The organism is Amorphoplanes digitatis, from assembly GCF_014205335.1.
GTDB classification, from domain to species: domain Bacteria; phylum Actinomycetota; class Actinomycetes; order Mycobacteriales; family Micromonosporaceae; genus Actinoplanes; species Actinoplanes digitatus.
The window spans coordinates 110,634-136,152 of the sequence record NZ_JACHNH010000001.1 but is presented as its reverse complement, the minus strand read 5'-3'; the positions used below and the strand labels follow the sequence as shown (position 1 = coordinate 136,152).

Genomic DNA, 25,519 nt, shown 5'->3' with positions numbered 1-25,519 from the left:
CCGCCTTCACAGCTCCTGCTCAGGCGCCCGCGGCTAGCGTGGGCGCATGCCTGCCCTGCCTGCCCGGCTACGCCGTGCCCTGCCCAGAGCGACACGGCGCCGGGTGGTGTCCGGTTCGGTGGTCCTCGTCCTGCTCGCCGCCCTGGTGGGCTGGGCCGCCCTGCCCGAGCGCAGGTCCTGGACCGCCGTCGACAAGCGCCTGACCGTGCTCTCCGGGCCCTCGGGCACCGAGCCGGTCGACCTCGACACCCGCTTCTACCTGCCGTCCGGCGGGGACGCGAAGGTGCCGGCGGTGCTCCTGGCGCACGGCTTCGGCGGCACCAAGAACTCCGTGAGCGACGACGCGGAGTCGCTGGCCGACCGCGGCTACGCCGTGCTGACCTGGACCGCCCGGGGCTTCGGCGCCAGCGGCGGCGAGATCCACCTGGACAGCCCCGACTACGAGGTTCGGGACGCGCAGCGGCTGCTGGACTGGCTGGCCGCGCAGCCCCGGGTGCTGACCGACGCGACCGGCGACCCCCGGGTCGGCGTGGTCGGCGGCTCGTACGGCGGCGCGCTGGCGCTGCTGCTCGCCGCCCAGGACCCGCGGGTCGACGCGATCGTGCCGTTGATCACCTGGAACGACCTGGGCCGGGCGTTCTTCCCGCAGTCGGCCGCCGCGGTGACCGCGCCGGGCGTGTTCAAGAAGAGCTGGGCCGGGCTGTTCTTCGGCAGCGGCTCGTCGTCGGCCGGTGGCTTCCCCGGCGGTCCCGCCGCCGCGCCGCGGCCGGCCGGCGCGGACCCCGCCTGCGGGCGCTTCGCCGCCGACGTCTGCGCCGCGTACCTGAAGATGGCGACGACCGGCACGCCGGACGACGCGACGACCGCGCTGCTGCGGCGCTCCAGCCCGGCCTCGGTCATCGACCGGGTCAAGGCGCCGACGCTGCTCATCCAGGGCGCGGTCGACACCCTCTTCCCGCTGTCGGAGGCGGACGCCAACGCCCGCGGCATCGCGGCGACCGGCACCCCGGTCCGGGTCGCCTGGTTCACCGGCGGCCACGACGGCGGCTCCGGACCGCAGACCGACCAGGACCGCACCAAGTTCCTGACTGTGCAGTGGCTCGACCACTACGTGAAGAAGAGCGGCGACGCGCCGGCGAACAGCTTCACCTACTCGCGGGTGGCCGGCTTCAGCGCGCTGGACCGCGGGCTGGTCACCAACGGCTACTCCGACCCGACGTACCCGGGGCTGACCGGGACGGGCCGCGCGGACGTCGCCGTCGGCGGCCGGGCGCAGCAGATCGCCAGCCCGCCGAACGGCAACCCGGGCGCGCTCTCCTCGCTGCCCGGCATCGGCGGCCAGGTCAGCTCGCTGCTCGGCAGCGTGGCCGGCGACCTGCCCGGCCAGCACGCCGAGTTCGACTCGGCGCCGGTGCCGAGCGCGATCGAGGTGGTCGGCGCGCCGACCGTCCGGCTCCGGGTCGCCTCACCGACCGGCTCGGCGACGGTGTTCGTGAAGCTCTTCGACGTCGACCCGAACGGCCTCGCCACGCTCAGCGGCGGGCTCATCGCCCCGGTCCGGCTGACCGGCCTGCCCGCCGACGTCGCGGCCGCGCCCGCGGTCACGGTGACGCTGCCGGCGATCGTGCGCCGGATCGACGCGGGCCACCTGGTCCGGGTCACGGTGGCGACCTCGGACCAGGCGTTCCTTGGCCCGGTGGAGCCGGTGACGTACACGGTCGCGGTCGAGCCGGCGGTCACCCTGCCGACGGTGGTCGGCACGCCGATCGCGAACCCGCAGGTGATCTGGCGCTACGTGCTCGCCGGCCTGATCGCGGTCATCGTGGCCGGGCTCGTCGTGGTCCTTGCCGTGCGCCGCCGCCGGCTGCGCCGCCAGGAGGCACCCACGATCGACGAGTACGCGGAGACGCCGCTGGTGGTCCGCGGGCTGCGCAAGGCGTACGGCGACGGCTTCGTCGCGGTGGAACGGGTGGACTTCACGGTCGAGCGTGGCCAGGTCGTCGGCCTGCTGGGGCCGAACGGCGCGGGCAAGACGACGACGCTGCGGGTGCTGATGGGCCTGACGATGCCGACCGAGGGCGACGCGCTGGTCTTCGGGCACCGCCTTGAGCCGGGCTCGCCGGTGCTGTCGCGGGTCGGCGCGCTGGTCGAGGGCCCCGGCTTCCTGCCGCACCTGACCGGCATGGAGAACCTGCGGGCGTACTGGCGCGCGACCGGGCGGCCGGAGCAGGACGCCCGCTTCGACGAGGCCCTGGAGATCGCCGGGCTCGGCGACTCGATAAACCGGCGGACCAAGAACTACAGCCACGGCATGCGGCAGCGGCTGGCGATCGCCCAGGCGATGCTCGGACTGCCGGAGCTGCTGGTGCTCGACGAGCCGACGGACGGCCTCGACCCGCCGCAGATCGCGGAGATGCGGCAGGTGCTGCGGCGCTACGCCACGGACGGCCGGGCGGTGCTGGTCTCCAGCCACCTGCTCGCGGAGGTCGAGCAGACCTGCACGCACGCGGTGGTGGTCAACAAGGGCCGGATCGTGGCGAACGGCCCGGTCGAGGACATCGTCGGCGACTCGCCGTCGGTGCAGCTCGAGGTCTCCGATGTGGACGCCGCCGCCGCGGTGCTCGCCGGCCTGAACGTCCGCTCGGTGACGCCGGACGGCGCGTCCGGCCTGATCATCGACATGAACGGCACGCCGCGCGCCGAGGTGGTGGCCTCGCTGGTGCGCGCCGGCGTCGGGGTGGACCGGGTGGTGCCACGCCGCCGCCTGGAGGACGCGTTCCTGGCCCTGGTCGGCGACAACTCACGAGGAAGTGGAGACCGATGAGCGCGGCCGCTACCGGCTACCGGGCGACGAAGACCCTGCCCCTGATGGCCGAGGTGCGCCGGCAGGCGTCGCGCCGGCGTACCCAGCTGGCACTTGGCTTCATGGTGCTGTTGCCGATCATCATCCTGCTGGCGTTCGAGTTCGGCGGGGACGGCGACGACGACAACGGCCGCGGCGCGTTCTCCAGCCTGGTCGAGCTGGCCACCTCCGGCGGCCTGAACTTCACCCTGTTCTGCATCGCCGTCTCGGCGGGCTTCCTGCTCGTCGTGGTGGTGGCCCTGTTCTGCGGCGACACGGTGGCCAGCGAGGCGAGCTGGGGCAGCCTGCGCTACCTGCTGGCGATCCCGGTGCCCCGGGCCCGGCTGCTCGGCGTGAAGCTGATCGTGGCGCTGGGCTACTCCCTGGTGGCGCTGCTCACGCTGGCCGGCACCGCCCTGCTGATCGGCACGCTGCGGTACGGCTGGCACCCGCTGGGCAGCACGGTCGCCGCGGAGATCCCGTCGGGCGAGGGTGTGCTGCGCCTGCTGGCCATCCTCGGTTATCTGGCGGTGGTGCTGCTGGTGGTCGCGGGCCTGGCCTTCCTGCTGTCGGTGCTGACCGACGCGGCGCTGGGCGCGGTGGGCGGCGCGGTCCTGCTGTGGATCCTGTCGAGCATCCTGGACCAGATCACCGCGCTGGGCTCGATCCGCAGCTTCCTGCCCACCCACTTCAGCGACGCGTGGCTGGGCCTGCTGTCGACCCCGATGCAGACCGACGACGTGGTGCGGGGCGCGATCTCGGCGATCTGTTACGCGACCGTCTTCTGGTCGCTGGCGTTCTACCGCTTCACCCGCAAGGACATCACCTCATAGCCCGCGCGGTCAGCTGTTCATGAGCTTGAGCATCTGGCGGATCTGGTCCGTGCGCGACAGCCGGACCCGCTCCGCCAGTGCCTTCGCCTCGGTGTTGCTGCCCTGGGTGGTCTCCATCTTCGCCATCTCGACCGCGTTGTGCTGATGCGCGACGAACAGGCTCAGGAACGCCGTCTCGAACTTCGCGCCCTTCGCCTTGCGCAGCGCCGCGATCTCCTCCGGCCCGGTGGCCGGCAGGCCGCCGTGGTCGGCGTGCGCGCTCGGCGCGTGGTCCACAGTGGTCGGCTTGGACCACTGGCCCAGCCAGCCGGTCATCAGCTTCAGCTCGTCGGACTGGGTCACGTCGATCGCCTTGGCCAGGGTCTTCAGCTCGGCGCGGGAGGCGCCCTTCTCGGCCAGGCGCACCATCTCCAGGCCCTGCTCGTGGTGCGCCACCATCATCTGTAGGTACATCACGTCGGTGTCGTTGTGCGCGCCACCGGCCTGGAGCGCGGCCTCCGTCGCGACGACCGTCGCCGGCGGCGCGGCGGGCGTGGTGCCGCAGGCGCCAAGCAGCAGGGCGGCGGCGATCACGACCGCCGCGTGGCGCGGCCTCACAGCGGGAGCCAGAGGGCGAGCGTGAAGATCGACGGCTCCCAGCTACGGATCGAGGAGTGGCCCTGGCGGCACCGGTATCGCACGCCCTCGTAGGTGACCTCGTCGCCGGTGCGATAGGTGACGCCGGGTGCCCACGCCTTGCCGTCCTTCGCCGGGGCGGGAGCGCCGGTGGTGGGCGCGGCGGTCGGTGCGGTGGTGACGGCCGGAGTGGTCGGCGCGGGCGCGGTGGTGGGCGGCGTGGTGCCGGAACCCGCGCCGCCGCCGACATTGAGGTCGATGCAGCTGTAGAACGCGTTCGCGGTGTCCCCGATGTTCCAGACCGCCAGGACCTTCTGCCGGCCGGGGAACGCGCCGAGGTCGATGTCGTGCGTGACCACCGCGTCCGGCTGGGCGTTGCCGCCGTCGACCGTCGCGACCTTCTTGCCGCCGATGAAGTATTCCCAGTTGCTGGTGCGGTGGCGCGCCGTCATCACCCAGGTGAACGACACCGTCTTACCGACCGCCTTGGCCGGCCAGTTACGGCTCTCGTCGGCGAGCACGGAGAAGCCGGCCACGCCGCCGTCGCAGGACTTGAGGCCCTTGGGGCCCTCGACGCTCTGCGGCTCGAACTGGATCTGGCCGCAGTTCGCCACCGCGCCCGACGCGCAGAGCGCCTGGCGGCTCGGCGGCGAGGAGACGTAGCCGTGCGCGAGTGCGGGCGCGGCGACGAACAGCGTCGAGCCGACCGCCCCCAGCGCCACCAGCGGATATGCGATCGACCTGCGCATCGTGGTCTCCCAACGTGTCGTAAAGACTGTTTACGACGGGGACCGTAACGACGCGTTCCATAAGGCAGCCTTAACGGCTCCAGAAGGGATCATGAAGGTCCGCGGCGCCGCCGCCCGGCCACCCGCGGGCCCTGCTGCGCGGGCCCGGCCTCCGGTACGCCGAGCAGCATCGCGATCCTCGCGCCCCCGAGCGGGCTGCGCTCGATGGTCAGCCGCCCGCCCGCCGCCTCGGCCACCCGGCGCACGATGTCGAGCCCGAGGCCGGAGGAGCCGGCACCGCTGACCCCGCGCTGCACCGCGTTCGCCGGATCGCTGATGCCCGGGCCGGCGTCGTCGACGAGCAGGCCGGCCTCGGAGACGGTCACCCGGAAGGCGACTCCCTCCGGCGTGTGCGCGAAGACGTTGCCGAGCAGGGCGTCGACGGCCAGGATCAGCTCGCTGCGGGGCAGCGCCACGGCCACCGGCCGGTCGCCGCCGACCACCCTCCACGGCCGCGCCTGGTCCTCGGCCAGCGCTGACCAGAAGGCGAGCCGCTCGGCCAGCACCTCCACCAGGTCGGAGCGCTGCGCGCCGCGGGCCTCCACGCCGAGCCGGGCACCCGCGATGATCGCCTCTAGCTCCTCGTCGAGCATGTCGCAGGCCTGCCGCATCCGGTCCGCGATCAGGCCCGGCGGCATGGTGTCCGCGTCGAGCCGCAGGGCGGTCAGCGGCGTGCGGAGCCGGTGCGACAGGTCCGCCGCGAGCTCGCGTTCGGCGTCGAGCAGCCGGCGCAGGTCACCGGCCATCGCGTTGAAGGCCAGCGCGGCGTCGCGCAGCTCGGGCGGCCCGGACGGCCGCACCCGGACGGCGAGTTCACCGGCGCCGAGCCGGCGACTGGAGTCGGCCAGCTCCCGGGTCGCGCGGACCAGGCGGGCGCCGAGCCGGTCCGCCACGAGCACCGACCCCACGACCAGCACGACGGCGAGGCCGCCGAGCGCGAGCCAGGCCGGCCAGACACCGCGGGTCATCTCGTCGTCAGGGACGAAGACCTCGATGACCACCGCGCGCCCGTCGCTGAGCACGCTGGGCTGGAGGTAGGCGATCCCGCCGGCCGCAGCGGCGGTCACCGGGCGGCGGTAGCGGTTGGCCGAGGCGACGTCGGCGCCGGTGACGTGCGTGGCGCCGACCGGCGCGATGCCCGGCAGGTGCACGGCCAGCCGGCCGGCCTCGCCGGCGGCGGTGCTGGCGACCGCGCTGGTCAACAGCTGCGGGTCGGCGTCGACGGCGAGGGCCGCGACCATGGCCGCGGCCTGCTGGCGTGCGTCGCCGATGGCCCGGTCGTGCGCGATCTGCCGGGTCGCGAACGTCAGCGGCACCAGGAAGGCCAGGGCGACCATCGACGTGATGGCCAGCGCCAGCCGGTTCAGCTCCCATCTCACTTCGGTTCGGCCATCATCACGCCGACACCGCGCACGGTGTGCAGGTAGCGCGGCGCGGCCGCGGTCTCGCCGAGCTTGCGGCGCAGCCAGGAGATGTGCACGTCGATCGTCTGCTCCTCGCCGATCCGCGACTGGTTCCACACCTCGGTCAGCAGCTCGCGGCGGCTGATCACCTGCCCGACCCGCTCGGCCAGGTAGGTCAGCACGTCGAACTCCCGCCGGGTCAGCTGCAACGGCCGCCCGCCCAGCGCGGCCCGCCGCTGCCGGGGCTGGATGACGAGCTCACCCACCGTGATGGTGTTGGGCGCCATGTCGGCGGACGCCCGCGTCCGGCGCAGCACCGCCGCGATCCGGGCCAGGATGTGACCCGCGGAGAAGGGCTTTGTCACGTAGTCGTCGGCGCCGGCGCTGAGCAGCGTGATGATGTCGGCCTCGGCGCGGCGCGCGGTGGCGACGATCACCGGCACCTCGGACACGGACCGCATCATCCGCAGGGCGTCGGCGCCGTCGATGTCGGGCAGGCCCAGGTCGAGGATGACCAGGTCCGGCCGCTCCTCGGTGAGGATCCTGAGCGCCTCCGCCGCCTGCGCGACCGGGCGTACGACATGGCCGGCGTCGGTCAGCGCCCGGGTCAGGGCGGCCGAGATGTTCCGGTCGTCCTCGACAAGCAGAATCAGCGCCATGGGACAACAGTAGGGGGAAGTGGGATCATGGCCCACGTGCGATCTACCCGAAGCGTTGTCCCGGTGCTCGGCTGGTGCGCCGCGACCCTGACCAGCGTCGCGCTGGCCTCGGTGGCGATGCTGCCGGTGCTGCGCGCCGCGACGCCGGACGAGAGCGCCGTGGTCTCCGTCGATCAGCTACGCGACTCCGGCGTGGTGGAGCCGTCACCGCTGCCGGGCAGCCCGCCGGCGGCCACGACGGAGCCGGAAGCGACCACCACCCCGCCGCGGACCAAGAGCGCCCGGCCCGGCGCCACCCCGGCCCGGACCTCGGCGACGCCGACGCCGAGGGCGACGACCTCCGCCGCGCAGACCACGACCACCACCGAGGACGGCTGGACGGTGACCACGGACGGCGCGGGCGAGAAGACCTACGTGCGCTCCTTCCGGGTCGAGGGCGGTCAGGCGGTGATCCGGGTGACCGAGGGCGAGGTGCGGGTGGTCACCGCCACGCCGAGCGACGGCTACTCGGTGGCGACGGTGCAGAACAGCCCGGACAACCTCGCGGTCTACTTCAACGAGGTCAACCACAGCTTCGTGATCCACGCGGTGTGGAACGTCGACCGGCCCTTCGCCGAAGTCAGCGAGATCGGCTGAACAGCCGACGGCCGACCGTCGCCTCGATGACCGGCGGGATTCACCTGGGCGCCGCCTCGCCTGTCTAGCGTCCGGCCGATGACCTACGCGCCAGAGGTGAGCGTCGTCATCCCCACCCGCTCACGACCCGACCTGGTGACCCGCGCCGTCTCCGGCGTGCTGGCACAGACCATGGACGATCTCGAGGTCATCGTCGTCGTCGACGGTCCCGACGAGGGCACCGTCACCGCCCTCGCGGCGATACCCGACCACCGCCTGCGTGTCCTCGTGCAGCCGTCGAAGGGCGGGGCGCCGCACGCCCGCAACACCGGCGCCCGCGCCGCGCGCGGGCGCTGGACGGCCATGTTGGACGACGATGACGAGTGGCTGCCCGCGAAGCTCGAGGTGCAGCTCAAGCTCGCGTACTCGGCCCGGGCGGCGACGCCGATCGTCGCGAGCCGGCTGTTCAACCGCACACCGCGGGCCGAGTCGGTGATGCCGCGCCGGCTGCCCGGCCCGGACGAGCCGGTCAGCGAGTACCTGACCGTGCGCCGCGGCCTGTTCTACGGCGACGGCTTCATACAGACCTCGACGATCCTGGCGCCGGCCGAGCTGTTCCACCGGGTCCCGTTCACCGTCGGGCTGCGCCGCCAGCAGGAGCTCGACTGGACCCTGCGGGCCGTACGCCACGACGACGTCGAGCTGGTCGTCGCGCCGGACCCGCTGGTCATCTGGCACCAGGACGAGGACCGGGAACGCATCAGCCTCGAGATGCCGTGGCGTCAGCAGCTCGAGTGGCTCCAGCGCAGCCGCGACCTGTTCACCCCGCGGGCGTACGCGGCGTTCACGATGAGCGTGCTGAGCTCGATGGCCGCGCCGACCCGCAGCCCGAAGGTCTTCGGTGAGCTGCTCCGCGAGGCCCGCACGCACGGCCGCCCCGGCGCGATCGACTACCTGACGTTCCTGCAGATCTGGGGCCTTCCGCCGGAGGTCCGGCACCGGCTCCGCGACAGGGTTCTCGGCCGCGGCCGCACGAACCGGGCCGATGCCGCACGCTAGGGGGTACCCACCGCCCGGCCGCGTCGTGATCTGGCGCAGCGCGATGCTCTCCGGCTCCGAGACGTTCGTCCGCAACCACGGCCAGGCCCTGGCCCGGTGGCGATCGGTGTACCTCGGCGCCACCAAGGAGGAGTCGGCGCTGGCCGAGGAGTCGGACCTGGTCGTATATCCGGACAGCGCGGCCGGGCGGCGCGCCTTCCTGCGGCTGCGGCTGACCGGCTCGTCGCCGCGGCTGACGCGGATGCTCGCCCGGCTGCGGCCCGACCTGGTGCACGCGCACTTCGGCGGCGACGGCTGGCTGGTGAGCCACGCCGCGGCGCAGGCCGGCGCGCCGCTGCTCGTCACCGTGCACGGCCACGACGTGACCCGGCAGCCGGACTCCTCCGGGATCCTCGGCGGCCGTTACCGCCGCAACCTGCGCACGATGTTCGAGCGGGCAACGGTCGTGCTGGCCGTCTCGGAGCACATCCGCGGCAAGGCGATCGCGCTCGGCGCCGACCCGGAGAAGGTGCTCGTGCACCACACCGGCGTGCCGGTCACCCCGGCCCTGGCTACGCCGAAGAGGTGGGACGTCGTCTTCGTCGGCCGGTTCGTCGAGAAGAAGGGCGTCGACGACCTCATCGACGCCCTCGGCGCGCTGCCGACGCCGCGACCGCGGTCGCTGCTCATCGGCGACGGGCCGCTGCGGGACAGGATGCGGGCGCGCGCGGCCGAGCTGCGGCTGGACGCCACCTTCCTCGGCGCGCAGACTCCCGCGCAGGTGAGCCGCCACCTGGCCGAGTCCCACCTGCTCGCCGCCCCGTCCAAGACCGCCGCGGACGGCGACTCCGAAGGGCTGCCGACCACGATCCTCGAGGCGGCCGTGCAGGGCGTTCCGACGGTGTCGACCCGGCACAGCGGCATTCCGGAGGCCGTGGTGCACGGCGAGACCGGCCTGCTCGGCGCCGAGGGCGACAGCACGGCGATCGCGCACCACATCCAGAAGCTGCTCGGCAACCCGGGCCTGCGGGAGAGGCTCGGCCGCCAGGCCCGCGAACGCGTCGAGACCCGGTTCGACCTGCGGCGGCAGTCCGACCGGCTCGAGGAGCTGTACGACGCTATCCGCGCGGGCGCAGCACCCGGCGTGCGGTCCGCCGTGCCGCCCGGGCGCCGCTGAGCAGCGCCCGCGCGGGTGCCGTCGCGCCGAGCACCAGGTTGATCCGCTGCACGCGTTTCAGCTCCGCCTCGCGGTCGACGAGCATCCGCTCGTACCAGAGCTGCTTGGCCCTGGCCTGCGCCAGCTCGTCCGCCAGCCGGGACCGGGCGACGAGCAGTTCCCGGACGTCCGTGCCGGGGCGGCCGCCCGGCGGCTCGGGCGGGTCGATCTCCCGCCCGGTCATCGCGGCCAGCGTGACGGCCAGCTCGGCCGCGCTCTGCGGCGCCGGCCACGGGTGCGGGTAGCCGCCGTCGATCAGGTCCGCGGCGAAGCGCGCCAGCGCCGCGGCGGGATCCTGTGCCGGGGCGAACGCGGTGAGCTCACCGGCGGGGCCGAGCACGACCTGGTCGGCCGGCACCCCGGCCGCCGGTCCGTCCAGCCAGGTGCCGAGCAGCTCACGCACGGCGGGCAGGTCCCGCCCGAGCGCGGCCCGCAACAAAAGATCATGGAGGGTACGCCCGGACGGCAGCGACCGGTGCACGTCGGCACCGCCGTCGGCGTCGGCACCGGCCGCGAGGATCCAGGCCGGCGCCAGTGCCGCGGCGGCGCCGTGCCGCAGCGCGCTGACCGCCAGCCGGCGCGGATCCGTCAGCACGTCGCCGAGGGGTTCGACGGCGCGGGTCAGCAGGGCCGACAGCGCACCGCTGACGTCTTCGCGGTCCAGCTCGGCGGCCTCGAGCACGAGCGTCGGCGCGAGCGGGTCCGGGTAGGCCGCGTAGGCGACGGCCGCCCGGCCCAGGCGGTCACGCACCCGGCCGAGCCCGGCGGGCCGGCTCGGGTCGTGCTCGCCGGCGACGGTCCAGTCCGCGTCGGCCGGCCGGCCGGGCAGCGCGACCAGCCGGTGCAGGCCGAGGTGGTTCTCGACGGTGAGCAGCAGGGTGCCGCCGGGCCGGAGCAGATCGAGCAGCAGGTCGAGGGAGTCGCCCCAGGACGTCTCGACGCCCTCGGCCGAGGCGAGCGCCTCCAGCCCGGCCAGCGCGATCACGGTGTCGAACGGGGCCTCGGCGCCGAACTTGGCGAGGCCGCCGACGCACACGGTGGCCGCGGGGAAGCGGGCCGCGAGCGCCTCGCCGTCGGCGACGCCCCGGACCAGCAGCGTCAGGTCGTCGGCCGGGGCCAGGTCGATGAGCGCCGGGTCGTGCGGACCGGCGAACAGGGTCCGGCCGCGCGCCGCGGCCAGCAGTGGACCGAGCGCGGCGCCCCGCGCCGGCCCGGGGCCGTGCGCGCCGTCGAGATCCGACCAGCGCAACATCTCGTCGCCGAGCAGCCGCGGGTTCATCGGGCACCGACCTTCGCCGCGTGCCAGCCGAGGATGCGGGTCAGTTCGGCCGGCGGGAGCAGGCGGTCGGCGCCAAGTTCGGCGACGGCGGTCTCCCGCGCCGCGTCCGGGTCGACGAACGGACCGTGCAGCTCCGGCCATTGCCGCCGGATCCGCTCCGGCCCGCCGAACGCGAAGTCCTCGCCGTCAAGCTGCATCGGGTCGCCGTACACCGCGGGCTCGCAGCCGGCCAGGGCGCCGTAGAGGACCGCGCTGCACAGGCGGTTGGACGCGACCCGGCGGTGCCGGCGCAGCTCGGCGGCCTGGCGCCGGAGGAACTGCGGGTCGAGGCGCTCCCACCTGCCGCCGCGGTAGCCGTGGCAGATCACCCGGAAGCCGGCGCGCTCGTAGCGCCGCCGCACGCTCGCGGTGCGGTACTCCTGCCAGTACAGGCAGACGGTGACCGGGCCGGGCTCGGTGTCCCGGATCTGTTCGATCAGCCGGGCGTGGTCGCCGAGGACGTGCTGACCCTCCCAGCCGTGGAACGGGTACCAGATCGTGCCCTCCCGCCGTACCCCCGGATCCTTCTCCATCCGCAGCAGGTACGCCCAGGGCGAGCCGACGACGTAGGTCTCCCGCCGGCCCAGCGACCAGGCGCGCCGCCGGGTCCGCTCCGACCAGAGCAGCACCGGGGTGCCGGCGACGAACTCGTGGTCGGCGGCGAGGCCGTCACCGATGTTCCAGCCGTGCTGAAGGTAGCCGTGCAGGCGCGGCGGGTCGGCGTCGTCGAGGCCGCAGTAGCGGGCCAGCACGTGCGCATGCCCGTAGTAGTGGTTGGCGTGGTGCACGCCCCATCGCACACCGCGCGGGCGTCCGGCACGACAACGCCGGTCGTCCGCCAGGTGTCCGGCAGCCGATCAGGCGCAGACGACCTGCACGCCCGCCTCGCGGAAGCTCTCCAGCAGCTCCGGCGGCGCCCCCGAGTCGGTGACCAGGGTCTCCACCTTGCCGATCGGGCAGATCCGGGCGAACGCGTGCCCGCCGAGCTTCGACGAGTCGGCGATCACCACGACGCGCTTGGCCCGGGCGACCATCAGGCTGTTCATCGCGGCCTCGCCCTCGTGATGCGCCGCGGCACCGAGCTCGACGTCGAGCGCGTCGACGCCCAGCAGCACGATGTCGAGGGTGACCTCCTTGAGCAGCGCACCGCCCAGCGGGCCGACCAGCTCGAACGACTGCGGGCGCACCACGCCGCCGGCCACCACGATTTTCATCCGCGAGCGGACCAGCAGCTCGTTGGCGATGTTGAGCGCGTTGGTGACCACGGTGAGCTGGGCGCCCTCGCCGCTGGTGTTGAGGTCGGGCCGCACCGCGAGCGCCCGGGCCACCTCGGTCATGGTGGTGCCGCCGTTGAGGCCGACGACCGTGCCGGGCACGACCAGGTTCGCCGCCGCCTCGCCGATGCGCTGCTTCTCCGCCGAGTGCTTGGCGCTCTTGTAGCGCAGCGGCAGGTCATAGGAGACGCCGTTGGCGACCGCGCCACCCCGGGTCCTGGTGATCATCTGCTGCTGGCCGAGCTGGTCGAAGTCCCGGCGGATGGTCGCCTGCGAGACGTCGAGCTTGTCGGCCGCGTCCTCGACGCTGACCCGGCCGCTCTCCGCGAGCAGCTCAAGCAGCGCATTCCACCGCGCGTACCGGTCCACCCGAGCTCCCTGCTGCACGTTTCGTGATAAGAGTGTGCACATTAGTGCGCGAAACGTCGCGAAGCAAAGAGAGTGCCTGCGCGAACACGCTACGGTGGTTGCGAACCCGCGGAGCTTCCAAGCAGAATAGCGCTCGAAATAGCGGTGAACCGAGCGCATCTGCGCAGGCGATTGAGGGAATACTGCCATGAGTCACGTCAAGGTGGAGATCGCCAGCCAGCCCGATTGCTGGCTTCAGGCGGCCAAGCTGGCCGGCTCGCCCGGCCTGCCCGCGGCGGGTGAGCGGGTGGCGGTCGCCGGCTGCGGCACCTCCTGGTTCATGGCCAAGGCCTACGCCACCCTGCGCGAGCAGGCCGGCCTCGGCGAGACCGACGCGTTCCAGGCGTCCGAGTTCCCGATGGGCCGCGACTACGACCGGGTCGTCACGATCAGCCGCTCCGGCACCACGACCGAGGTCATCGACCTGCTCGACGCCCTCGACGGCCGGACGCCGACCACGGTGATCACCGCCGACGGCGCGGAGGCGGCCGCCGCGGTCGCCCGGGACGCGATCGTCCTCGACTTCGCCGACGAGCTGTCGGTGGTGCAGACCCGCTTCGCCACCAGCGCGCTCGCCCTGCTCCGGGCCCACCTCGGCACCGACATCGACCCGATCGCCGCGGACGCCGAGGTCGCGGTCCGGCTGCCGATGCCCGTGCACCCCGCGCTGGCGCAGCAGATCACCTTCCTCGGCCGCGGCTGGACCATCGGGCTCGCGGAGGAGGCGGCGCTCAAGTGCCGCGAGGCCGCGATGTGGTGGGCCGAGGCGTACCCGGCGATGGACTACCGGCACGGCCCGATCTCCATCGCCGGTCCGGGCCGGGTGGTCTGGGCGTTCGGCGACATCCCGGCCGGCCTGGCCGACGACATCGAGGCGACCGGCGCCGCGTTCGTGCACAGCCGCTACAACGGCGGATACGCCGCCCTCGGAAACTGGCGCGGCGGCCGGGCACCGCTCGACCCGATGGCCGACCTGGTCGTGGCGCAGCGCGTCGCCGTGCTGCTCGCCACCAGCCAGGGCCTCGACCCCGACCACCCCCGCAACCTCACCCGCTCGGTCGTCCTGCCGTGACCGCACGACAGTGAGCGACGACGTCGTGGTGGCGCTGGATGTCGGCGGCACCGGAATCAAGTGCGCCCTGGTACGGCCCGGCGGCGCGGTGCACCACGCCGAGCGGCACCCGACGCTGGCCGCCCGGGGACCCGAGGCGGTCACCGCGAACATCCTCGACATCGCCGCCGGCCTGGCCGACCGGGCCCGCGCGGACGGGCTGCGGCCGGTCGCCGCCGGGGTCGCGGTGCCCGGCGTGGTGGACGAGGAGACCGGCACCGCCGTCTGGTCCAGCAACGTCGGCTTCCGGGACGTGCCGCTGCGCGACCTGGTCTCCGCCCGGCTGGGCGTGCCCGCGGCGCTCGGCCACGACGTGCGCGTCGGCGGGATGGCCGAGGCCCGCCTCGGCGCCGGCCGCGACGAGCGGCACGTGCTGTTCATCGCGATCGGCACCGGCATCGCGGCCGCACACGTCGTCGACGGCACCGCGTTCGGCGGCGCACACGGCGCGGCCGGCGAGGTCGGGCATGTCATCGTCCGGCCGGGCGGGCCGCTCTGCGGCTGCGGCGCCCGCGGCTGCCTCGAGGCGGTGGCTTCGGCCTCCGCGGTCGGCCGGCGCTACGTGGAGCTCTCGGGCATACCGGAGGTCACCGCGTTCGACGTCGCCACCCGCGCCGCCGCCGGCGAGGAGCTGGCGAACTCCGTCTGGACCGAGGCGGTCGAGGCGTTCGCGGACGGGCTGCTCACCGCGCAGGCCCTCTACGACGCCGGGATCGTGGTGCTCGGCGGCGGGCTGGCCGAGGCCGGGGAGGCGCTGCTCGCGCCGCTGCGGGTCGCGCTGGACGCCCGGATCACGTTCCACCGGATGCCGCGGATCGTGCGGGCGGCGCTCGGCGACACCGCGGGCTGCCTCGGCGCGGCCCTGCTCGCGCTCGACAGCCTGGGAGCACCCTCTTGACGGAGAAGATCAGCGGCCGCGTCGTCCGGCCCGGCGCCGTCGTGCCCGGGTACGTCGAGGTGGACGGGCCGACGATCCTGTCCGTCTCCGCGCGGGACGACGCGGGCGACGACATCATCGTCCCGGGCTTCGTGGACCTGCACTGCCACGGTGGCGGCGGGCACACCTTCACGCTGGGCGACCCGGCCGCCGCACGCGCCGCGGCCGCCTTCCACCTGCGGCACGGCACCACGACGATGCTCGCCAGCCTGGTCAGCTCCCCGTACGAGCTGATGCGCGACGCGACGGCGGCGTACCTGCCGCTGGTCGCCGACGGCGCGATCGCCGGGCTGCACTTCGAGGGGCCGTACCTGTCGCACGCCCGCTGCGGTGCGCAGAACCCGGCGTACCTGCGCGAGCCCTCGCTGGATGAGCTGACCGCCCTGGTCAAGCTCGGCGACGGCGCGATCCGGATGGTCACGATCGCCCCGGAGCTGCCCGGCGCCCTGGCCGCCGTCGAGTTCCTGGCCGGCAGCGGGGTGGTCGCGGCGCTGGGGCACACCGACGCGACGTACGAGCAGACCCTGGCCGGGGTGGCGGCGGGCGCGACCGTCGGCACCCACCTCTTCAACGGCATGCGCCCGGCCCACCATCGCGAGCCGGGCCCGGTCGTCGCGCTGCTGAACTCCCCCTCGATCGTCTGCGAGCTGGTCGCCGACGGCATCCACCTGCACGACGGGATGCTGCGTCTTGCGGCACAGGCGGCCGGTCCGGACCGCGCGGCGCTGATCACGGACGCGATGGACGCGGCCGGCATGCCCGACGGCGAGTATGAACTGGGCGGCCAGGCCGTCGCGGTGGCCGACCGGGTGGCCCGGCTGGTCCGGGACGGCTCGATCGCGGGCAGCACGCTGACCATGGACGAGGCGTTCCGGCGGGCGGTCTGCGCCGGCCTCGACCTGGCGACGGCGTCCGCGATGGCCTCGACGACGCCGGCCCGCGCCCTTGGCCTGGCCGATCAGGTCGGCGCGCTGGAGGCCGGCCTCCGCGCGGACCTGGTCGTGCTCGGCCCGGACCTGACGGTCAGGCGCGTGATGCGCGCAGGCGCCTGGCTCTGACCGCCCGCACACCCGCGGCCACCGGGTCATCCAGCCCGGCGGGCCGGTCGATGCCGTTCGGCAGGCGCGGCAGCGGGATGGCGTCCCACGGAATCCGGGTCAGCACGCGGGCCAGGATCAGGCCGAGCAGCAGCCCGGCCACCGAGTCGGTGATCCAGTGGAAGGCCAGGTAGGTCGTGGTGAAGAACACGATCACCGGGGGCAGCACCCGCAGGGCCGCGTTGGCGCGCGGCGACAGCGGCGGCCGGTCGAGCGACCGCAGCAGCGCGCTGAGCAGCACCGCGATGACGGCGTACCAGGCCAGCGCGTTGGCGACGTGCCCGGACGGATAGCTCATCGCCACCGGGCCGTCGGCGGCCGGATTGAACAGGATCTCCCGGTCCGGGCCGGCGAAGTGCGGTGCCGCGCGGTCCAGCCAGACCTTGAGCGGGCCGATCGTCACGAACGTCACCAGGAATGCGACAACGATCACCAGCACCGGCCGCACCGATCGCCGCCGCCAGGCCACCAGCCCGGCCAGCAGGATCGAGGTCGACATCAGCACCTGGCCGCCCTGGCCCAGGTAGTTGAGCACCCGCGACATCCAGTACAGCGGCGCCGGACGGTGGGCGTCGACCCAGTCGGCCACCTGCACGTCGAGCGCGAGCAGGTGGCCGCGGGCGAGCGCCACGGTCAGTGCGACGAAGCCTGCGAGCAGGGCGGCGTCGAACCACCAACCCCGGGGCCGTACGGGCATGAGCATGGCGCACACGGTACGTCAGAGATACGACTTGATCCTGCTGTTGAGCAGGTCGGCGCGGACCCCCGAGTTCGGGCAGCCGCCGAAGTGGTGCAGCGCGACCACCCTGTTGGTCTTGCGGGAGAGCACCGGGCTGCCGCTCGATCCGCCCTCGGTGTCGCAGTAGTAGGACACGTCGGAGTTCTGCGCGTACCCGTCGAAGGTCGGGTCGACCACCGCGCAGGTGCCGGCCGGCTCGCCGCGGCGCCCGGCGATCCGGGTCGGCTCGCCGGCCGGGTGCTGCGGCACGTAGAGCTCCTGGCCCCGGGCCGGCGGGACGGTGTCCAGGTTGAGGTAGCCGAACTTCTCCACCGCGGCGAAGTTGCCCACCGTGAAGAGCGTGTAGTCCAGGACGTGCTCGGTGGCGAGCACCTTGTCACCCCAGACCTTTGTCGGCTTGAAGACGTCGTAGCCGCCGCACTGCGCGCACTGGTAGTTGAACCAGACCTCGGTCTCGTACGCGGCGGCCGAGTTGTCGAAGCAGTGGTTGTTCGTCAGCATCCGGTTCTTGGTGCCGACCCGCCAGCCGGTGCAGAGCTCGGTGCCGTTGATCAGCAGCCGGGCGATCGACTTCGACCGGGTGTACGCCACCGGGTCGGCGGAGCGGTAGCAGACCGCGTCGGAGCTGGTGTCGGCGCCGCAGACGGACTCCTCCGCGCCGGTCCGACCCGGCCTGGTGAGGCTCTCCGACGGGATCCGGGCCTGCTCCTTGCGGGAGTAGCCGCGGGCGACCTGGTCCACGTTCACGCCGAGCCCGCCGAGCAGCGAGCCGACCAGGTCACCGCCGGCGCGGTGCATCTCGACCACCGCGGTGTCGCCGGTGATCGACATGGCCCACCTGCCGGAGTCCGTGACGCCCTCCAGCAGCTTCGGCGCGTCGTAGCGGTAGGACTCCTCGCCCTCCGGGTCCGAGACCGTCACATAGTCGCCCGGCAGCATCGCCATGCGGCTGAAGTGCACCTTGACGTACGAAGCGGACGGGTAGTGCAGAACCTCGCGCTTCGGCGCACCGTAGCCGAGCAGCTTGTCGATCCGCAGCAGCTCGCCGACCTTCTGCCGGCCGTCGCCGCCCCCGGAGGCCGCGGACTCGGGCACCACCGGGCCGGCCGCGCCCGGCGCGGGCGACGGGGACTTCGCCGCGGGCTTCGCGGACGACGGCCCGGGCACGGGCGCCCCGCCAGTCGGGCCGTTCCCGCCGGTCGCGGCCGCTGGCTGCCGCACCGCGGCGGGGTCGCCGACCGGGCCCGCCGCCTCCTGCCAGGAACCGACCGGGCGAGCCCCGTCCACCGCCGAGAACCTCCATGCCGCCGCACTGGCCGTGCCGGCCAATGCCAGGGCAGCACCCGCCCCGACGACGATGCTCACCACGCGTCGCAAAATTCGCTCCCGCCACTCTGATCCGGCTGTCTCGCTTCTGTGTAACGAACCACGTGCGGCAGCGACGCGCCGCCCGGAGCGTGCACACTGGCTTCGTGCGAATCACGTCCGCCCTCGTCGACCCGGCTCTGCTGGACCTGCCGTGGAGCGTGCCGCTCGAGGAGTGGCCCGCGTCGCACCTGGTCGCGCTCCCGCAGGGCATCTCGCGGCACATCGTCAGGTTCGTCAAACTCAACGAGACGGTCTACGCGCTCAAGGAGACCCGCGAGCGGATCGCCGAACGGGAGTACGACCTGCTGCGCGCCCTCGAACGGATCGACTTCCCGGCCGTCGAGGCCATCGCCGTCGTCACCGACCGGGTGGACGACGCGGGCGAGCCCCTCGAGACGGTGCTGATCACCCGGCACCTCCAGTTCTCGCTGCCGTACCGGGCGCTCTTCTCGCACACGCTGCGGCCCGAGACGATGAACAGGCTGCTCGACGCGCTCGCCGCGCTGATCGTCCGCATGCACCTGACCGGCTTCTCGTGGGGCGACTGCTCGCTGTCCAACACGCTGTTCCGCCGCGACGCGGGCGCGTTCGCGGCCTACCTGGTCGACGCGGAGACGGGCAACCTGCACCCCCGGCTCTCCGAGGGCCAGCGCAGCGAGGACATCGAGATCCTGCGGCTGAACATCTTCGGCGAGTGCCTGGACCTGGAGGCCGCGGGCCTGCTGCACGAGGCGATCGACCCGGAGGCGGTGGTCGACGACATCGTGGCCCGCTACGAGCGGCTGTGGCACGAGGTGACGTACGAGCAGGAGATCGCCCGCGACGCCCGGCACGACATCGAGGGGCGCATCCGGCGCCTCAACGACCTGGGCTTCGACGTCGCCGAGGTCGCGATGTCCACCGTGGACGGCGGCTACCGGGTCCGGCCGAAGGTGGTCGACGCCGGCTACCACACCCGCCGGCTGCTGCGCCTCACCGGCCTGGACGCCGAGGAGAACCAGGCCCGGCAGCTGCTCAACGACCTGGACACCTACCGCGCCGAGTCGGACCTGACCGACGAGCAGCAGGCGGCACACCGCTGGCTCACCGAGGTCTTCGAGCCGGTGGTCCGGGCGGTGCCGACGCACCTGCGCCGCAAGCTCGAGCCGCAGGAGATCTTCTCGCAGATCATCCAGCACAAGTGGCTGCTGTCCGAGCAGTCCGGCCGAGACGTCGGCATGGCACCCGCGGTCCAGTCGTACCTGACCGACGTGCTGGCACACAAGCCGGACGAGCAGGCCGTACTCGGCCTCGAGGTCAGCGCGCTCTAGGCACCCGGCTCCTCCGCCAGGCCGGGCGGCGGGCTGGCCTGCTCCACCAGGGCGCGCAGGCCGGCGCGACGAGCCACGATCATGATGCGGTCGCCCGCCGCCAGCACCCGCCGGTGGTCCGGCGCCCAGTCCACCCACTCCGAGCCGGCCGCCGACAGGCCGATCACGCGGGCGCTCAGCGGCCGGTCGGCCTGGCTCAGCGTCAGCCCGTCGAGCGGGGAACCGGCGAAGACCCGCACCGCGGCGACCAGCAGCGCGTGCCGGTCGACCGGGATGGTGGCGAGCACCTCGCGCTCCAGCATCGCCGCCGCGAAGGTCGGCGCCGCCAGCCGGGACACGCTGCGCGAGATGTCGATGTTGAAGGCCGTCTGCACCCGCTGGGCGAAGTCGTCGTCGAAGAGCCGCAGCACGACGCGCAGATCCGGGCGGACCGCGCGGGCGTTCAGCGCGGCCTGGAGGTTGGTGACGTCGTCGGTGGAGACGACCACCAGCGCCCTGCTCGTCGCGATCGAGGCCGCGCGCAGCGTCTCCTCCCGCGCCGCGTCGCCGACGATGAACGGCACGCCCAGCTGCTGTGCGGCCTTCGAGCCGCGGGCGTCGGCCCGGCGGTCGATCGCCACCACGTCGACGCCCAGGTCGTTGAGCTGGCGCAGCACCCGGGTGCCGACGCTGCCGAGTCCGACGACAACGACGTGGTCCTCGTACTGTGCGGCGACCCGGCCGCTGTTGAGCTCGAGCCGGGCGTTCACCATGCCCTCGACCACCGCGGCGGTGACCAGCGGCAGCAGCGCGAGCCCCGCGATGGTCAACACCAGCTGGGCGGCCTGCGCGACCTCGTTACGCTGAACCTCCACATCGGACGATCCGACGACGGTCAGCAGCGTCACGTAGATCGACTGCCAGAACCCGTCGACCGGGTCGGCGTGCACCAGCACCGCACCCGATACCACCGTGATGATCAGGGTGACCAGCACGGCTACGCCCAGCTTGCGGCTCAGCGCGGCCCGCAGCGCCCGGCCGACGACCCGCACCGGCCGGCGGCGACGGCGGGCCCGGATCCGGCGCTGCGCGTCGACCACCGGCGCGGCGGACCGCCCGGACGCCTCGGCCAGCACCAGATCCGTCGGCTGTTGCGCCGCCGGCGGCGGATCCGCGGGCAGGACGTCGATGCGCCCGGCGCCGTCCGCGGCGGTCAGCGCGCAGACCAGCCGGTCCGGGCTCACCTCGCCGCGGCGTGCCACGTACAGGGTGCGGCCGGCGACGCGGAGGTGGGTCGGCGTCACCTCGCCCAGCGAGGCCGCCACGAACGCCGGTGCGGCCATCGCCGCGTCGGAGAGGACCGCGCAGTCGGCGAAGAGCCGGCGGACGCCGTATCCGAGGCCGGTGTTGAACATCCTGATGACCAGCCGCAGGTCCGGCTCGACGGCCTGCGCGCAGAGCGCAGCGTGCAGGTTCACCACGTCGTCGGGCATCACCAGGCCCAGGGCGGCCGCGCCGGCCAGCCCCGCGGAGCGGAACGTGCGCTCGTCGAGCCGGTCGGCGCGGATGATCCGCACGCCGCGCAGGTTGGCCAGATCGGGAACGTCGCCGCGCAGCGTGCTGGGTACGACCAGGGTGAGCCGGATCCGGTGCCCGGCGTTCGCCAGCTCCTCGGCGACCGTGTAGACGAGCGAGTCCGCGCCGCAGATCACGAAGTGCGGCCGGCCGTCGGCGTTGCGCCGCAGGCGGGAAACGAACGCGCGGCCCGGAGGTTCGCGATTGGGGTCGGCGGCCATGGTCCGCATCGTGCCAGGCGATCATCGGCGCCGTGTGAACCCATCGGCCCCCGAACCCTCCACGGAGGCCATTCGTTGCCCTTTCCGAACGATTCGTCCGAGTTTCCGCAGGAGAAGATCAATGCGCAAGTGGTTCTACGCCGGGGCGGTGGTCGGCGGCGTCCTGCTGCTCGGCGCTGCACCCGCGCAGGCTGATGTGGTCCCCATCCAGACCGACGGGTTGCTCCAGGCGACGAACGGCCGGGGTGTCGGACTGGACCCGGCCGGCGGACTCAACCTGGAGAGCCCGCTGGGCGGCGCCTCCCAGCTGCTGAGCTTCCGGCCGGGTCAGAACGCCGCCGATCTACAGACCTCCGGATCGTCCCTTTCGGACATGCTGCCGCAGGACGGCCTGCTGCCGAAGGACGGTCTCATGCCGGACGAGGGCCGGCGGGTCGCCCGGTCGCAGGGCGCCGGCCTGGTTCCCGCGGGCTGGTCGGTGGCCGGCAGCGGTGCGTCCGTCGGCGGAGCGGCCGGCCGCCGGGTGGCCGGCAAGGCCGGTCAGGTCGGGCGGGCCGGCGGCGGCCTGCCGGGCGGCAACCTGACAAGCATCATCCCGACCGGGCTGCTCGGCGGGAGCCTGCTCGGCGGCGGGCTGCTCGGCGGCGGCCTGCCGACGGCCGGTTCGCACAGCGAGTCGGCGCTGTTCGACGGCGGTCTGCCGCTGCTCGGCGGTCTCGGCGGCCTGATGCCGGTGAACGTGACGCCGGAACCGGACACGGACGCGGACAAGGACAAGGACAAGGCCGGCGACAACGCCGACACGGGCGCCGACACGGGCGCCGGCACGGGTACCGACACGGGTGCCGACCGGGACGCCGACGACGTCGTCACCACCATGCCGGTGGGCGGCACGGTGGTGGACCCGGCGACCGTCGACCCGGCCATCGACGAGCCCGTCCGGGACCCGCGGCTGCACGAGGAGCCGATCGACGACGAGGCGGGCGGCGACAAGCGGGCCTTCACGGGAGGCGGCCGGCCGATCGCGGGCGAGGACGAGGACTTCAAATAGGTCGTAGCGCGTCGTCGAGCCCGCCCCGGTCGTATCCGGTGCGGGCTCGACGCGTCTTCGCTACCCGGCCTCCGCGATGAGGTCCCAGTTGAGCAGCACGAACGGGGCCTCCTCGGTGGCGCCGGCCCGGCGGTAGGTGGCCTGCGCGGCCTCGTTGTCGGTCTCTGTGCCGACCCACATGCCGTAGCAGCCGCGCTCGCGGGCGAGGTCCGCCAGCGCCCGGACGAGCGCGGCGCCGATGCCCTGTAGCCGGGCGGCCGGCGCCACGCCGAGCTCGTAGACGAACATCTCCGTGCCCTTGTCCGGATGGGTCATCTCGACCCCCGAGATCATGCCGACCGCGCGGTCGCCGTCGTAGGCGAACAGCAGATGGTGGTCCGGGCTCGCGAGGAACCTCTCGGTCGCCGCCGCCAGCGGCGGCTCGTCGAAAAGGTCGGCGGCACTGTGCACGGCCGCGGCGTCCTCGACCCGCTCGATGCGCATGGCGACACCCTAGGCGGAACGGCGGAGAAACTCTCGCCGCATCGATCGAGCTTTCCTTCGTTGGTGATGAAACGGTACCGTTCCATCGCCGATCAAGATCTTGGAAGGATCACCATGCCCCGAATCGCCTGGCCGGCGGCCGCCTGTGTCGCCCTGTCCACCATGGCCGCGGTCGGGACGGTCGCCTCTCCCGCGCTGGCGGCCACCAGCGGGGTGGCCTCGGTGACCTCCGCCACGAAGGTCCAGTACAAGGCGGCGAGCGGCAAGCAGAACAAGGTGGTGATCACGCGCTCCGGCAACACGATCACGATCGACGACAAGGTCGCGGTCAGCGCCGGCAAGGGCTGCAAGAAGGTCAAGGGCGACAAGACCAAGGTCAGGTGCACCACGAAGAAGGCACCCACCCGGGTCACGATCTACACCTACGGCCGCAACGACGTGATCGTCAACAATTCGGACGTGCGGATGAGCGCGTACGGCGGAAGCGGCAACGACACCATCACCGGCGGCTCGCTGGGCGACCGGATCCAGGCCGGCAGCGGAAACGACAAGGCCGACGGCCGGGGCGGCAAGGACACCCTCTGGGGTATGACCGGCAACGACACCCTGCGCGGCGGCACCGGCGGCGACCAGCTGTGGGGCCTCGAGGGCAACGACAAGCTCTACGGCGACGCAGGTGGGGACGACCTCACCGGCGGACTGGGCCGGGACCACCTCGACGGCGGCGCGGACACCGATTGGCTGTACGGCGACGACGAACTCGGGGTCGCCGCGGACGTCCTGCTCGGTGGATCCGGCACCGACGTGGCCAGCTACACCAGCTCCACCAAGGCGGTCGTCATCGACGCCGACGGCGTCACGGGCGACGACGGGCAGGCCGGTGAGCACGACACCATCGGCGCCGACGTCGAGTCCCTCTTCGGCGGCCCGGGCAACGACCGGATCACCGGAGGCGCCGGAGACGGCTCGTTCATGGGCGGCGACGGCAACGACGTGATCCACGGCGGCGTCGGCAACGACTGGATCGTCGGCGGCGAGGGCCAGGACAAGATCTACGGCGATGCCGGCGACGACTCCCTGGACGGCGGCGACTACGACAAGCACGTCGTCGACCTACTGAACGGTGGTAGCAACACCGAATACGGCGACCACTGCGAGAAGGCGAAGAAGGACACCCTGGTCGGGTGCGAAAACTGACCACATCGATAGACATAAGGCCCTGACCAGCGTTTCTGCTGGTTAGGGCCGTTCTCGGAGCCCCCGGTCGGAATCGAACCGACGACATCCTGTTTACAAGACAGGTGCTCTGGCCAACTGAGCTACAGGGGCGCGCGAACAGCATACCGGCTGACCATCGGGCAGGCTGAGCACCCTTTGCCGGGTGCGACCTTGGCAGTTCCGGAAAAAAGACTTACGGTGGCGGTCGTGTGGCTGGCCACACTGTTCCTCCCACTCGGATCGTCCGGCACGTTCCTGCCGGTGGAAAGGAAGTCGATTCACCATGGCTACGGTCACCTACGAGAAGGCCTCCCGGATCTATCCCGGCCAGGAGCGCCCCGCGGTCAACGAGCTCGACCTCGAGATCGGCGACGGCGAGTTCCTGGTTCTGGTCGGCCCGTCCGGTTGCGGCAAGTCCACCAGCCTGCGGATGCTCGCCGGCCTCGAGGACGTGGACCGGGGCCGCATCCTCATCCAGGGCAAGGACGTCACGAACCTCCCCCCGAAGTCCCGCGACATCGCGATGGTCTTCCAGAACTACGCTCTGTACCCGCACATGTCGGTGTACGAGAACATGGCGTTCGCCCTGAAGCTGCGCAAGACCCCGAAGGCGGAGATCGACCGCCGGGTCAAGGAGGCCGCCGCGCTGCTCCAGCTCGACGAGTACCTGAGCCGTAAGCCGAAGGCGCTCTCCGGCGGTCAGCGCCAGCGCGTCGCGATGGGCCGCGCGATCGTGCGTGAGCCGCAGGTGTTCCTCATGGACGAGCCCCTGTCGAACCTCGACGCCAAGCTCCGCGTGCAGACCCGGTCGCAGATCGCGACCCTCCAGGCCAAGCTGGGCATCACCACCGTCTACGTGACCCACGACCAGGTCGAGGCCATGACGATGGGCCACCGGGTCGCGGTCATGCTCGACGGCGTACTCCAGCAGTGCGACACCCCCCGGGTGCTCTACGACAACCCGGGCAACGTCTTCGTCGCCGGCTTCATCGGCTCCCCGGCCATGAACCTCAAGACCGTCCCGCTGATCGAGTCGGGTGCGGCGTTCGCCGAGCTCGCCGTGCCGCTGACCCGCGAGCAGGTCGCGGCGGCCAAGGACGAGGGCGGCAAGGTGACCATCGGCTTCCGGCCCGAGGCGACCGACCTGGTCTCCCCGACCGCGGGCGGCCTGCCGATCGTCGTCGACCTGGTCGAGGACCTCGGCTCGGACGCCAACGTCTACGGCCACGCGGCCCTCGACGGCGGCCAGGAGCGGTTCGTGGTCCGCACCGACCGGCGCTCGATGCCGACCATGGGCGAGACGGTGTTCATCAAGCCGCAGACCAACCAGGTGCACGTGTTCCACGCCACCACCGGCCAGCGGATCTGAGTCAGGCGTCAGGAGAAGGGCGGCCCCACGCGGGGCCGCCCTTCTCCGTGTC

General features: G+C 73.0%; 23 protein-coding genes and 1 tRNA gene. 12 read left to right on the top strand and 12 right to left on the bottom strand.

Features of this window, described 5'->3' with window-relative positions; all coding sequences use genetic code 11:
- Positions 1-46 precede the first annotated feature (46 nt).
- Together BJ971_RS00600 and BJ971_RS00595 are read left to right on the top strand one after the other, a co-directional pair.
- On the top strand, positions 47-2,824 hold the full coding sequence (locus tag BJ971_RS00600) for an alpha/beta fold hydrolase (protein ID WP_184988389.1): 2,778 nt from the start codon (positions 47-49) through the stop codon (positions 2,822-2,824).
- Positions 2,821-3,675 carry an ABC transporter permease gene (locus BJ971_RS00595; RefSeq protein ID WP_184988387.1) on the top strand — a complete coding sequence of 285 codons (855 nt, stop codon included), beginning with the start codon at positions 2,821-2,823 and terminating at the stop codon, positions 3,673-3,675. The genes BJ971_RS00600 and BJ971_RS00595 overlap by 4 nt, the downstream gene beginning before the upstream one ends.
- Positions 3,676-3,684: 9 nt before the next feature.
- On the opposite strand, the gene BJ971_RS00590 is transcribed toward BJ971_RS00595, so the two are convergent.
- The 4 genes from BJ971_RS00590 to BJ971_RS00575 form a co-directional block, all read right to left on the bottom strand.
- Positions 3,685-4,272, bottom strand: coding sequence for a DUF305 domain-containing protein (locus BJ971_RS00590; protein WP_239087515.1), 588 nt, complete (start codon positions 4,270-4,272; stop codon positions 3,685-3,687).
- On the bottom strand, positions 4,269-5,039 hold the full coding sequence (locus tag BJ971_RS00585; protein ID WP_184988384.1) for a lytic polysaccharide monooxygenase: 771 nt from the start codon (positions 5,037-5,039) through the stop codon (positions 4,269-4,271). The genes BJ971_RS00590 and BJ971_RS00585 overlap by 4 nt, the downstream gene beginning before the upstream one ends.
- Positions 5,040-5,128: 89 nt before the next feature.
- Positions 5,129-6,457 carry a sensor histidine kinase gene (locus BJ971_RS00580; RefSeq protein WP_184988381.1) on the bottom strand — a complete coding sequence of 443 codons (1,329 nt, stop codon included), beginning with the start codon at positions 6,455-6,457 and terminating at the stop codon, positions 5,129-5,131.
- Positions 6,454-7,140, bottom strand: a complete 687-nt coding sequence (locus BJ971_RS00575; RefSeq protein WP_184988378.1) for a response regulator transcription factor — start codon at positions 7,138-7,140, stop codon at positions 6,454-6,456. The genes BJ971_RS00580 and BJ971_RS00575 overlap by 4 nt, the downstream gene beginning before the upstream one ends.
- Before the next feature lie 36 nt (positions 7,141-7,176).
- Between BJ971_RS00575 and BJ971_RS00570 the strand changes: the two genes are divergently transcribed.
- The 3 genes from BJ971_RS00570 to BJ971_RS00560 all read left to right on the top strand — a co-directional run bounded on the left by BJ971_RS00570 (position 7,177) and on the right by BJ971_RS00560 (position 9,970).
- The gene (locus BJ971_RS00570; RefSeq protein WP_184988375.1) at positions 7,177-7,776 is read left to right on the top strand and encodes a DNA mismatch repair protein MutL; all 600 of its coding nucleotides are present in this window, start codon (positions 7,177-7,179) and stop codon (positions 7,774-7,776) included.
- A gap of 78 nt (positions 7,777-7,854) precedes the next feature.
- On the top strand, positions 7,855-8,814 hold the full coding sequence (locus BJ971_RS00565; RefSeq protein ID WP_184988372.1) for a glycosyltransferase family 2 protein: 960 nt from the start codon (positions 7,855-7,857) through the stop codon (positions 8,812-8,814).
- The gene (locus tag BJ971_RS00560) at positions 8,801-9,970 is read left to right on the top strand and encodes a glycosyltransferase (protein WP_184988369.1); all 1,170 of its coding nucleotides are present in this window, start codon (positions 8,801-8,803) and stop codon (positions 9,968-9,970) included. Before BJ971_RS00565 ends, BJ971_RS00560 begins: the two co-directional genes overlap by 14 nt.
- Here BJ971_RS00560 and BJ971_RS00555 read toward each other — a convergent pair.
- The 3 genes from BJ971_RS00555 to BJ971_RS00545 form a co-directional block, all read right to left on the bottom strand.
- Complete coding sequence (locus tag BJ971_RS00555) at positions 9,912-11,288, bottom strand: hypothetical protein (RefSeq protein WP_184988366.1); 1,377 nt, start codon at positions 11,286-11,288, stop codon at positions 9,912-9,914. The genes BJ971_RS00560 and BJ971_RS00555 overlap by 59 nt on opposite strands.
- Positions 11,285-12,115 (bottom strand): hypothetical protein, encoded by an 831-nt coding sequence (locus BJ971_RS00550; protein WP_184988363.1) that lies wholly within the window; start codon positions 12,113-12,115, stop codon positions 11,285-11,287. Before BJ971_RS00550 ends, BJ971_RS00555 begins: the two co-directional genes overlap by 4 nt.
- Before the next feature lie 69 nt (positions 12,116-12,184).
- Positions 12,185-12,970, bottom strand: coding sequence for a DeoR/GlpR family DNA-binding transcription regulator (locus tag BJ971_RS00545; protein WP_184988360.1), 786 nt, complete (start codon positions 12,968-12,970; stop codon positions 12,185-12,187).
- Between the two features lie 187 nt (positions 12,971-13,157).
- On the opposite strand from BJ971_RS00545, the gene BJ971_RS00540 reads away from it, so the two are divergent.
- From BJ971_RS00540 to nagA, 3 genes are read left to right on the top strand one after another with little or no spacing between them, the layout of a single operon-like run.
- The gene (locus BJ971_RS00540) at positions 13,158-14,081 is read left to right on the top strand and encodes an SIS domain-containing protein (RefSeq protein ID WP_184988357.1); all 924 of its coding nucleotides are present in this window, start codon (positions 13,158-13,160) and stop codon (positions 14,079-14,081) included.
- A 10-nt stretch (positions 14,082-14,091) separates the two neighbouring features.
- The gene (locus BJ971_RS00535) at positions 14,092-15,018 is read left to right on the top strand and encodes an ROK family protein (protein WP_184988353.1); all 927 of its coding nucleotides are present in this window, start codon (positions 14,092-14,094) and stop codon (positions 15,016-15,018) included.
- Positions 15,015-16,115: an N-acetylglucosamine-6-phosphate deacetylase gene (gene nagA / locus BJ971_RS00530; protein ID WP_184988350.1), complete on the top strand. Its 1,101-nt coding sequence runs from the start codon at positions 15,015-15,017 to the stop codon at positions 16,113-16,115. Before BJ971_RS00535 ends, nagA begins: the two co-directional genes overlap by 4 nt.
- Here nagA and BJ971_RS00525 read toward each other — a convergent pair.
- Together BJ971_RS00525 and BJ971_RS00520 are read right to left on the bottom strand one after the other, a co-directional pair.
- Positions 16,081-16,857, bottom strand: coding sequence for a phosphatase PAP2 family protein (locus BJ971_RS00525; RefSeq protein ID WP_184988347.1), 777 nt, complete (start codon positions 16,855-16,857; stop codon positions 16,081-16,083). The genes nagA and BJ971_RS00525 overlap by 35 nt on opposite strands.
- 15 nt (positions 16,858-16,872) lie before the next feature.
- A complete protein-coding gene (locus BJ971_RS00520; RefSeq protein WP_239087514.1) occupies positions 16,873-18,180 on the bottom strand; it encodes a trypsin-like serine peptidase in 1,308 nt (435 codons plus the stop codon).
- A gap of 185 nt (positions 18,181-18,365) precedes the next feature.
- On the opposite strand from BJ971_RS00520, the gene BJ971_RS00515 reads away from it, so the two are divergent.
- Positions 18,366-19,571 carry a DUF4032 domain-containing protein gene (locus BJ971_RS00515; RefSeq protein WP_184988341.1) on the top strand — a complete coding sequence of 402 codons (1,206 nt, stop codon included), beginning with the start codon at positions 18,366-18,368 and terminating at the stop codon, positions 19,569-19,571.
- On the opposite strand, the gene BJ971_RS00510 is transcribed toward BJ971_RS00515, so the two are convergent.
- Positions 19,568-21,346: a potassium channel family protein gene (locus tag BJ971_RS00510; protein ID WP_184988338.1), complete on the bottom strand. Its 1,779-nt coding sequence runs from the start codon at positions 21,344-21,346 to the stop codon at positions 19,568-19,570. The genes BJ971_RS00515 and BJ971_RS00510 overlap by 4 nt on opposite strands.
- Before the next feature lie 121 nt (positions 21,347-21,467).
- Between BJ971_RS00510 and BJ971_RS00505 the strand changes: the two genes are divergently transcribed.
- Complete coding sequence (locus BJ971_RS00505) at positions 21,468-22,397, top strand: hypothetical protein (protein WP_184988335.1); 930 nt, start codon at positions 21,468-21,470, stop codon at positions 22,395-22,397.
- A gap of 60 nt (positions 22,398-22,457) precedes the next feature.
- Here BJ971_RS00505 and BJ971_RS00500 read toward each other — a convergent pair whose 3' ends face one another.
- Positions 22,458-22,880 carry a GNAT family N-acetyltransferase gene (locus tag BJ971_RS00500; RefSeq protein ID WP_184988332.1) on the bottom strand — a complete coding sequence of 141 codons (423 nt, stop codon included), beginning with the start codon at positions 22,878-22,880 and terminating at the stop codon, positions 22,458-22,460.
- 114 nt (positions 22,881-22,994) lie between these two features.
- On the opposite strand from BJ971_RS00500, the gene BJ971_RS00495 reads away from it, so the two are divergent.
- Positions 22,995-24,077 carry a calcium-binding protein gene (locus tag BJ971_RS00495; RefSeq protein ID WP_260414849.1) on the top strand — a complete coding sequence of 361 codons (1,083 nt, stop codon included), beginning with the start codon at positions 22,995-22,997 and terminating at the stop codon, positions 24,075-24,077.
- A 58-nt stretch (positions 24,078-24,135) separates the two neighbouring features.
- On the opposite strand, the gene BJ971_RS00490 is transcribed toward BJ971_RS00495, so the two are convergent.
- Positions 24,136-24,209 (bottom strand) — tRNA-Thr (locus BJ971_RS00490).
- 172 nt (positions 24,210-24,381) lie between these two features.
- Here BJ971_RS00490 and BJ971_RS00485 point away from each other — a divergent pair.
- Positions 24,382-25,467: an ABC transporter ATP-binding protein gene (locus BJ971_RS00485; RefSeq protein WP_184988329.1), complete on the top strand. Its 1,086-nt coding sequence runs from the start codon at positions 24,382-24,384 to the stop codon at positions 25,465-25,467.
- Positions 25,468-25,519 lie beyond the last annotated feature (52 nt).